At 54.1% G+C, this 9883-nt stretch carries 10 protein-coding genes; 8 read left to right on the plus strand and 2 right to left on the minus strand.

Features of this window, described 5'->3' with window-relative positions; genetic code table 11:
* Positions 1-18 precede the first annotated feature (18 nt).
* The 5 genes from KOE80_RS02685 to KOE80_RS02705 all read left to right on the plus strand — a co-directional run bounded on the left by KOE80_RS02685 (position 19) and on the right by KOE80_RS02705 (position 4354).
* The gene (locus KOE80_RS02685; RefSeq protein WP_143241239.1) at positions 19-669 is read left to right on the plus strand and encodes an RNA polymerase sigma factor; all 651 of its coding nucleotides are present in this window, start codon (positions 19-21) and stop codon (positions 667-669) included.
* A gap of 108 nt (positions 670-777) precedes the next feature.
* Positions 778-1020, plus strand: a complete 243-nt coding sequence (locus tag KOE80_RS02690) for a helix-turn-helix domain-containing protein (RefSeq protein WP_226348291.1) — start codon at positions 778-780, stop codon at positions 1018-1020.
* A gap of 2 nt (positions 1021-1022) precedes the next feature.
* Positions 1023-2372, plus strand: a complete 1350-nt coding sequence (locus tag KOE80_RS02695) for a type II toxin-antitoxin system HipA family toxin (RefSeq protein WP_226348292.1) — start codon at positions 1023-1025, stop codon at positions 2370-2372.
* 963 nt (positions 2373-3335) lie between these two features.
* Positions 3336-3671, plus strand: coding sequence for a hypothetical protein (locus KOE80_RS02700; protein WP_226348293.1), 336 nt, complete (start codon positions 3336-3338; stop codon positions 3669-3671).
* Between the two features lie 11 nt (positions 3672-3682).
* Positions 3683-4354, plus strand: coding sequence for an SOS response-associated peptidase (locus tag KOE80_RS02705; protein ID WP_226348294.1), 672 nt, complete (start codon positions 3683-3685; stop codon positions 4352-4354).
* Positions 4355-4384: 30 nt separating this feature from the next.
* Here KOE80_RS02705 and KOE80_RS02710 read toward each other — a convergent pair whose 3' ends face one another.
* Complete coding sequence (locus tag KOE80_RS02710; protein WP_226348295.1) at positions 4385-5404, minus strand: phage portal protein; 1020 nt, start codon at positions 5402-5404, stop codon at positions 4385-4387.
* A complete protein-coding gene (locus KOE80_RS02715) occupies positions 5401-7158 on the minus strand; it encodes a terminase large subunit domain-containing protein (RefSeq protein WP_226348296.1) in 1758 nt (585 codons plus the stop codon). The genes KOE80_RS02710 and KOE80_RS02715 overlap by 4 nt, the downstream gene beginning before the upstream one ends.
* A 72-nt stretch (positions 7159-7230) precedes the next feature.
* Here KOE80_RS02715 and KOE80_RS02720 point away from each other — a divergent pair, with 72 nt between their 5' ends.
* Genes KOE80_RS02720 through gpM form a run of 3 tightly spaced genes read left to right on the plus strand, consistent with a single transcriptional unit; the run spans position 7231 to position 9833 of the window.
* Positions 7231-8115, plus strand: coding sequence for a GPO family capsid scaffolding protein (locus KOE80_RS02720; RefSeq protein WP_226348297.1), 885 nt, complete (start codon positions 7231-7233; stop codon positions 8113-8115).
* A gap of 30 nt (positions 8116-8145) precedes the next feature.
* Positions 8146-9159, plus strand: coding sequence for a phage major capsid protein, P2 family (locus KOE80_RS02725; RefSeq protein WP_226348298.1), 1014 nt, complete (start codon positions 8146-8148; stop codon positions 9157-9159).
* An 11-nt stretch (positions 9160-9170) separates the two neighbouring features.
* Entirely contained in the window at positions 9171-9833 is a 663-nt protein-coding gene (gpM, locus tag KOE80_RS02730) for a phage terminase small subunit (RefSeq protein ID WP_115634174.1), read from the plus strand.
* Positions 9834-9883: the final 50 nt, after the last annotated feature.

Consider the following 9883-nt stretch of genomic DNA (forward strand, 5'->3'; position numbering starts at 1 on the left):
AGCCTGGGAGATCTGATCATGCTGTCCACTTGCCTGCCCTTGCCTACACGCAAGCGTAATGAAGAGTGTGTGACGCCGCAGTATTCACTGTGCTTGTATCTGAAGGTGCACTACGAAGAGCTGCTGCGTCAATTGACCATCCGCCTGCGCTGCCGTGACCGCGCAGCGGATGCCTTGCACGACACCTGGCTGCGTCTGCATGGCAGCCGGGAGATCGGGCCGGTCGCCAACCCCCGCCTGTATTTACTGCGTATGGCCAGCAATCTGGCGATCGATGAATGGCGCGCCGAATCTGGCAGAGGGACGCTGGTACCCCTGGAGGAACTGGAAGAGCATCAGCAGATTTCCCCCATGCCGGGGCCAGAGTCCAGCCTGATCGGCCGATCTTTGCTGTCCGTCCTGATCTACGCCATCGAGCTGCTGCCCCGCCAACGCCGCGCCATCTTTCTGGCGGCCCGGCTGGAAGAACAGAGCCTGAGTGTGGTGGCCGAACGCTTTGGCGTCACCACCAGCAAAGCACGCAACGAACTGCGCCGGGCTGAGGCGCATTGCGAACAGGCGTTGCTGGGAAATTGGACGGAGCTGCGACAGGGGCGCAAGGCCTGTGTAACACCACCACCGACCATGACGGCCGGGTTTGGCTGGATGGCGGAGCCGGTGGGATTTTGAGGCTTTTATCGCTAATATCGATAATTTAATTTTATCGATATTGTCGATATTTGTTGTTTATCGAGATAATCGATATACTCAAATTATCGACATTAGCGATAAATAGATATGTACATACTTTCTACTAGTGATCAGCTTGGTTATCAGCTTGTTGCTCGACGCAAGGCTTTAGGTCTGACGCAGCAGGAAGTCGCATCTCGTTTGGGGATCAGCCAAAATCGTTTGTCCGAACTGGAAAGTCAGCCGAGCCAGTTAACCGTTGAGCGATTGTTAGCCTTGACTGGTATTTTGGGGCTGGAGCTAGCCGTACAACAGCGCTCTCAAGCCTCTTTAAGTACAAGTGAATGGTAGCCATGGCGCACCGTTCACAGCAACGCCTATTGGGTTTATGGGCAAATGGCCTTCGGGTAGGGACTTGGCAAGTAGCCGCCAATGGCGAGGATAGACTGACTTACGACCCTGTTTGGCTCGTATCATCACAAGGGCGTCCCCTATCGCTTTCTTTGCCGTTCACTATTGATAACGCGCCTTTGCGTGGTCCTCAAGTACGGAATTATTTTGACAACCTGCTACCAGACAGTGATGTAATCCGCCGTCGCCTGCAGACACGATTCAGAACATCCAGCACAGATGCTTTTGATTTGCTAACGGCTATCGGGCGTGATTGTGTTGGAGCTATTCAGCTGCTTCCCGAAGGTGAGGAGCCCGATGATGTCTTTGATATTCAGGCTTGTCCTTTAAACGAGGCTGAAATCGCTAACGCTTTGAGGGCGGCTACTGCTGCACCGTTGGTCTTGGGGCAACAGCAAGCGTCTGATGAAGACTTCAGAATATCTTTGGCAGGAGCCCAGGAAAAAACAGCCTTTTTATGGCATCACGGACAATGGTGTCGACCTGTTGGATCTACTCCGACAACGCATATCTTCAAACTACCATTGGGCTTGGTGGGGGGCCGCCAAGCGGATATGCGCAGTTCTGTAGAAAATGAATGGCTGTGTGCACAGATTTTGCGCGCCTTTGATTTACCTGTCGCTAACTGCGAGATGGCCAGTTTTGAAGAGCAAAAGGTATTGATCGTTGAGCGTTTTGACCGGAAGTTGGCTGTACAGTCTTATTGGCTGAGGCTGCCACAGGAGGACTTTTGTCAGGCAACAGGCAAGTCTCCTGATGCTAAATACGAGGCCGATGGCGGGCCGGGCGTTGTTGATATCGCGCGTATTTTGCAGCTGTCTGAAGCGAGGGAGCAGGACTTGCGTACTTTGCTGACAGCACAATTAGTGTTTTGGATGTTGGCAGCGACTGATGGGCATGCGAAGAATTTTTCGATTTTTCTATTGCCTGGTGGCCGTTACCGCTTGACGCCTTTGTACGATGTTTTGTCGGCTTGGCCAGTCACGGGTACTGGACCGAACAAGTTGGATGTGAATCGTCTCAAGCTGGCCATGGCCGTTCGCGGGAAAAATACCCACTACCGATTGCGTGATATTCAGCGCCGGCATTTCAACCACATGGCCCGACTGTGCGGGTGGGGAGAGAACATGGAGGGCCTGATCATGGATTGCTTAGGACGAGTCCCGCACGTGTTGGAGGTGGTCGCCCAGCAGCTGCCTGCTGAGTTTCCTATGGAAGTGTTTGAGGCAATTGAACTGGGAATACGTGAGTCCGCCAAGCGCTTGGAGGCGATGCCAGCGACACTGCTGTAGGCAAAGCATGCTGTCTGATGATCGATAGACGAGGTGTCCGAGGCAGGTAGGGGGCAGATTTCCACACTGAAATGAAAATGCTTTCACGTCGTGTGTATGGGTTAGAGTCTGCGCATCTGGCACGTAGAAAAACAAAAAGCCCAGTCGTTTGACTGGGCTTTTTGTTTGAATTCTTGGTGGCCTGGGGCGCACTCACATCACCCCTTGTAAGCCTTGTTTGTAGCCGTGTATTGGTTTTACGAGTTGATAAATACTGTCATTAATACTGTCACCGGCAGTAGCTGCTACCCCGATAGGTTATCCAGCAGGTTCTGCGCTGCGGCCCTGCCTGGATACCGTCCTACCAAAAAAGTCGGGAGGGCATGGGAAAACAGTAACCTTGATAACCTGTCTTTGGCAATTACCTTGTAAGCCAGTGTTTAAGCGCCTTCCAGAGAAAACAGAAAAGATAACTTTTTAATAACCTAACAGTAATCTGGTTATCCTAACTATAGATAATTTATTGTTTTTATTATTTCCTTATTAATCAACTGCTTATGGTTTGGTTATCTTTTTAGTTACTTCAGATTATCTTATAGGGGTAACCTCGGAAGGTTATATTTATCAATAGGTTATGAGTTGTTTTTGGCTCTGGTTATTGAGGTTACTGTTTTCCCACGCCCCACCCATGTCCAAGCCAGAACTAGACAACCCAGCTGGCCGTGTTTAATACGTCCTAAGCTGCGTCAAAGTGCGTTAGTGTTGCGTACCCCTTATTCCTTGTGAGCCGTGCCAATGGTGGGCCTCCTAGGGCTTGAGGGGCTGCGTTAAAAGGTGCTTATTCGGTGAGCGTCGCAGGCGCGGAGGGGACGGCGATACAGCAGCTCAGAGACTCGTTCGATTGAAAATTCTGTGTATTCTTGGTTGGTAACACTTTGGCGCGTGAAAAATGCTAATTTACTGTTTATTTAAACAGTATTTATCATGCTTACCTATCGTGAGTTGAAAGCGATTCAAGACGGGAATCGACGCAACCAGGACGTGATGAGCCTGCTGCGTGAAGTGAAGCGCCTGCGCGAGCTGGCCGTTTTGACGTACTCCATTCTTGGCACAATGCCGCTGACTGGGCTCGGTGAGAACATGAACCGGCTCAAACCCCTCATTGAAGCTCTCAGAATGGAGAACGCCGTTCAGGGCTATATTCGGGCCGAGGACCACCGTCGAGGATTTAATTTTCCGCACCGTACCGAGGGTCGGGACGGAGATATGGCGTATTACTTGAAGCGAGGCAATCAAGACCAATCAGGTTTAAAACCTTAATGGAGGTGCCAATGTGTGGACGCATTCGCCAGGCCCGAGAGCCTGTTGAGTATGAAGAGTCATTGAACTGGAATCCCCATGACCTGGGCAAGATTGGTAGTGGCTTGAAATATAATGTGCCTCCTGGCACTCGCCCATTTGTACTTCACCAGCTGGGGGACGGGACTGACCAGGTCGACCGGCTTTTTTGGGGATACAAGCCTGAATGGTACAAGCGGCCACCTGTAATAAATGCCCGATTAGATACCATATTGAAAAAGTCTCCGATGTGGCGCGGCCTACTTGGCAGACGTGTACTGGTACCAGCTGATGGCTGGTTTGAATGGACAGGTGAGCCAGGAGATAAGCAGCCTTGGTTTATCCACTCGCGGGACGGTAAGCCAATCTACCTAGCTGCCATTACGGCGTGGCAACCAGGTAAGGATAATGATGTTGAACATGGTTTTGCGATAGTGACTGACGCGAGCGCAGGCGGGATGGTGGACATCCATGATCGTAGACCAGTTGTTCTAACGCCTGACGCTGCTCGCGAGTGGACTGATCTTAATACCAGTACAGAGGCAGCTCTTGAACTACTGAGTACGGCACGACCTGAAACCGCCTTTCAGTGGCATCCAGTCACACGGCAAATGAGTAATGTGAAGTATCAGGCACCAAACACTAATCACCCTATAGCTGACTGATGGGCCTGTTTTTTTTAGTGGCCCCAGAGGTCACGAATCGTCTTTCATTTCGTATGGTTTGAACCGCACCACTTCTATGCCAAGCCAGTCATTTATCGAGCTGAGACGATTTTGCAGTGGCTCCAGCTCGTTTTTGATGAAGACTTCAGCAGCAGGTTTCACCGAACCAAAGCCTCCCGTTACCGTGGGCATGACGCCCATCAGTTGCGGTGGCACTCGGTGCGCTGCCAGGATGTCGTCTCGTGTCACGTTCTTGATGTTGAAAAACTCGTCCTTGGCTGCTACTTCTGATAGTGGAATGACCTGCAAACCTTTTTCTTTCCCGTTCGGCGCGTACATGAAGAGGTTACGGAAATTCCCGACGCCTTTAGTGCTTTTGACTGCTTGGCGCAGTGCGTTGATGTCTGTGTCATTGTGAATAGTGTCGGTCACATACATGATGTAGCCCGCGTGAGAGCCGTTCTTGTAGTAACGGCGGCGAAAAAGGGTAGCCTCTTCGTTGAGCCAGGCCGACGAGAGTGCAGATAGGTATTCGGGCACTCCGTAGATTTCTTGATGCAAATCTGGCTCACGTTGATGATAGACCTGCCCTGGCTCAAACCAGTGCTCTTTGCCCCACGAGTGAAGGAACACAAAACGATCCTCTTCCTGGCTTGCTCGTCTCACGTACTTGCCCAAGGCTGGTTTTAGCTTTATCGGGGCTCCAAGGCGATTGCAGCGCGCTTCCAGATAGCCATTGGCGAGCACCAGGTAGTCCAGCACGTAGGCGCTGAAATCCTCTCGGCTGAGCAGCGGATGCGGGATAAAGGCGCTGGCCAGAATGTTGCGCTTCACATAGATGGCGGAGCTGTGGTGTGGGCTGGCACGGAAGGATCGGGCTAGGCCATCCAGAGACACCGGCGGCTCATACCACTTTCCGGCATCTAGTACCTGGAAATGTTCCATGATGCGGCTTTTGTCCAGGACGGATTCAGGCTCGCCAAACGTGAAAGCTTCAATGCCTGGTTGCTCAGCCTGCACCTGGTCTGTCGCTTCGGTGACTGCGTTCATTCGCTAAACTCCAAAATATTGGCAGACGACTCGGTACTGCCGTGTAGCGGTTCGTGATAGATGGCATTCATGCAGGCCCAGGCCAGATCGGCGTGTCCTACGGCGCGTGTCCGGCCAGAGGCATAGGTCGCTTGGCGACCGCTTGGCGTGAGCTGCTTGCGGATAGACAGGAACGACTGGGCCAAGTCAACGGCACCGGCGTCAAACTCAAAACGGCCATTGCGCATGACGTTCTGCATTTTGAGCACCATCTCTGTTTTGACTTCGACCGAGTAGTTGATTGCTACTGCAGCCGGGAAGAACTTGCGGACCAACTGGTAGACAGCCCCGCCCATGCCGGTGGTGTCGATGCCGATATGCGTGACGTGGTATTTGCCGCAGAGTTTCTGGATCTCGGTGGCTTGCTGTTCGTAGTCCAGTCCTTTGAACTGGAGTCGTTCAAGCAGTCGGAACTTGCCGCCAGGGACTGCAGGCGGGGCTAGAACGACACAGCCCTGGTGGTCCCCGGTGTCGGCTGGGTCGTACCCGATCCAGACCTCGCGATTGCCAAAGGGGCGTGCAGCATGGGGTTTAAGGTCAGTCCAGACCTCCCACGAATCCACCATGCAGCGCTGCAGTAGTTGTAGCGGGAATACCGATTTGGTGTCGTCCAGGAAGATGCACAGCAGCAGGTTCTGAAACTCTTCCTCGGTGTACTCGAAGTTGCGCAGCTCCTCGATGTCGAAGAGGTCGCAGCCGCCTTCTTCTGCGTCATAGATCGTGACGATCTGACGCCAGATCCGGTCTGCGCACAGACGGCCCATTTTGAGCGCATTGTGGCTGACATCCATTTTGATGGTGGACTTGGCCTGGATCTTGCCCAGCTTTTCTCCGGACCAGAATGGGTATGCCTCATGACTCATGGCCGATGGCGTTGAGAAGTAGGTTTTACGCCACTTCTTGTGAATGGCCATGCCGGAGGCGACTTTGTTCAGCTGCTCAAAGTTCGGGATCCAGAAAAACTCATCCACGTACAGATTGCCGTGATAGCTCTGGGCGGTACGAAAGTTTGTACCCAGGAAATAGAGCGTGGCCCCATTGGACAGCACGATGGGATCACCGCGCAGCTCGATGTCCAGTACCTCCCGCACAAACGCCAAGATGTATTGCTTGAAGACGTGAGCCTGGGCTTTGGATGCCGAGATGAAAATCTGGTTGCGGCCTGTCAGCAGGGCGTCCAGCAGGGCTTCCCGTGCAAAGAACCATGTCGCGCCGATCTGGCGCGACTTCAGAATGATGCGTGTGCGCTGGTTCTTGGATTCCCACCATACCCGCTGGTACTGGAAGATCGACCCTTCAAAAGCTTCCACCAGCTTGGCGATCTGCTCGTCGGTCAGGTGGTTCTTGCGTGGTTTTTTACGCGGCTTGCTGTTCTGGGCCGCCAGGTTCGGGTTCAGGTCGACCTCGTTGCCGTCCGCGCCCAGGTATTTGCGCACCCGAGCGTAGCGTTCCATCTGGCGACCAAGCAGGTCGATCTCTTTGTAATCGGATCCGCTCTTGTTGGGGTTCAGGACGAGCTGCACCATGCGGCATTCCGTCGCACCCTCAATACGCTCCAGGGCAGAGGCAGAGTCCCAGCCATCGCGGCTTTTCCACGATCCCACGGTAGACCGGCGCTCGCCCAGGTGATGGGCAATCGCTGTTAAAGACCAGCCTTGCCAGTACAGAAACTTGGCCAGGCGGCGGTTGTCGTGATCGTGTTCTACGGTGAGCATGCCGCCAGAATAGGCAGGCCCCTCCTAATTAAACACTGTCTGATATTCGCCATCGAACATGGCGAAACCCGCTTGCTTGAGGCATCAGGCTGGCGAGGCAATCATGTCCCTATCGTCGTCAAACACAGCGAGCAAGGCATGAAATTCAAACCCAAGTTTTTCCGTGTGGCCACCGAAGGTGCGGCTACAGACGGGCGCACGATTACCCGCGAATGGATCCAGCAAATGGCCGCCAGCTACGATCCGAAGAAGTTCGGCGCTCGTATTTGGCTGGAGCATTTGCGCGGGATTCACCCAGACAGCAGCTTCCGCGCCTATGGCGACGTGTTGGCGCTTGAAGCCCGAGAAGGCGAGGGTGGCAAGCTGGAGCTGTTCGCTCAGCTGGATCCTACTGATGAGCTGGTTGCGCTGAACAAGAAGCGCCAGAAGGTCTACAGCTCCATCGAAATTAATCCTGACTTCACTGGGTCGGGCAAGGCCTATTTGACCGGTCTGGGCGTCACGGACAGCCCAGCCTCTTTAGGTACAGAAATGCTGCAGTTTTCCCAGCAGCAGGCCGACAACTCACCGCTGGCGGGGCGCAAGCAGGACAAGGGCAACCTGTTCAGCGTGGCTACGGCATTGGATCTGGACTTTGAAGAAGACCAGGATGAGCAGCCATCTCGTTTTTCCGAGAGCTTGAAGAACCTGGCCGCCATGTTCAAGAAGCAAAACAAGGCGACGGATCAAGATTTGACTGAGCTGGTCGAACTGGTCGGGGATGTAATTAAACACAGCACTGAGCAAGAGCAGGTGCTGGCGAACGTTCAGACTGCATTCAAGGGCCAGGGCAAAGAGCTGGCTGAGCTGCGCCAAGACTTCAACGATTTTAAGCAGCTCATCGAAAGCACTGATGCTGGTAGACAGCATCGCCCTCCCGCTACTGGCGATAACGGCCTGGTACAGACCGATTGCTGATCCCCATCACCGAATCACGGAGCAAAATTCATGCGTAACGAAACCCGCATTGCCTTTGACGCCTGGCTGAACCGCTTGGCTACTTTGAACCATGTCCAACTGGCCGCTGTTGTCAGCAAGTTCACTGCTGACCCGAGTGTGCAGCAGACCATGGAAAACAAAATTCAGGAATCCAGCGAGTTCCTGAAAAGCATCAATCTCTTTGGCGTGCGCGAGCAGGAAGGCGAGAAAATCGGCCTGGGCATTGGTGGCCCCATTGCCAGCACCACCGACACGAAAACCAAAGAACGTCAGCCCAAGTCTGTGGCCGAGCTGGATAACAACAAATACCGCTGTGAACAGACCAACTACGACACCTATGTGACGTATGCTCAACTGGACCAGTGGGCCAAGTTCCCTGACTTCCAGGTACGCCTGACGAACATGATTTTGCAGGCCATTGCGCTTAGCCGAATCACCATTGGCTTTAACGGCACCAGTCGCGCAGCTACGTCTGATCCTGCTGCGAATCCGCTGCTGCAAGATGTGGGCATTGGCTGGTTGCAAAAGCTGCGTACCAAAGCCCCTCAGCGCCGTCTGTTTGAGACGGACGCAGGCTCGGGCGAGCTGAAGGTCGGCGTTTCAGCCGAATACAAAAACTTGGATGCGGTCGTGTTTGACCTGGTCAATAACATGGTCGATCCCTGGCATCAGGAGGACACCAAGCTGGTGGCCATTTGTGGACGCAAATTGCTTGCTGACAAGTATTTCCCCCTGGTGAACACCAGCCAGGCTCCGACCGAACAGTTGGCCGCTGATCTGATCATCAGTCAGAAACGTATCGGCAATCTGCCAGCTGTTCGCGTGCCGTTCTTCCCGCCCAATGCGATTCTGGTCACACGCCTGGATAACTTGTCCCTGTATTACCAGGAAGGCGCTCAGCGCCGATCAGTGATCGACAACCCCGCCCGCGACCGGATCGACACGTTCCAGTCGTCCAATGATGCCTACGAGCTGGAAGACTACGGCTGCGCGGCGCTGGCCGAGAACATCACCCTGGATTAACGGAGGTTGATATGAGCAGCCCAGCACAACGGCGCTTTGAGACTGTGACTGCCGCAATGGCAGCTGCACAGAGTGATCCAGGAGAGAGTCTGGCTGGTAACACGGCCTATGAGCTGATGCTGGCCAAGTTGGATGCTGACCGCCGTCGGCTCAAGGACATCCAGAGCATCGAGCGCAAGATCGAGGTCAAGCGTGAGATCCTGCCCGAGTACGAAAATTGGATCAACGGTGTTTTGGATGCCGGGCGTGGTGGCCAGGACGATGTCCTGGTGACGGCGATGGTTTGGCATCTGGATGTGGGCAGCTTTGATGAAGCGCTTCGCATCGGTCACTACGTGCTCCAGCATGACCTGGTCCTGCCCGACCAGTATCAGCGCAATGTCGCCACCGTTTTGGTTGATGAAGTGGCCGATACGGCACTGGCCCAGCAAAAGGCGGGCAAACCATTCCCGCTGCAGGTACTGCTGGAAATAGAGCGCCTGACTGCCAGCCATGACATGCACGACGAGGCCCGCGCCAAGCTGCATAAGGCGCTAGGTGCTGCGTTGTATGACCGTGGCGACCTGCGCGAGGCACACCGGCACTACACCCGAGCGTTGGAGTTGAACGACAAGATAGGCGTTAAGCGCCTGCTGACCGAGATTGATGCGGCGCTGGCTAAAGCGTCTGCATAAACCGTGCTCCCCGAGCCTGGGCGGCGCGGGTCTGAAGCAGCGCCTGATGG

Origin of the sequence: Alcaligenes sp. 13f (genome assembly GCF_020496585.1) — a bacterium.
Taxonomy (GTDB): domain Bacteria; phylum Pseudomonadota; class Gammaproteobacteria; order Burkholderiales; family Burkholderiaceae_B; genus Alcaligenes; species Alcaligenes phenolicus.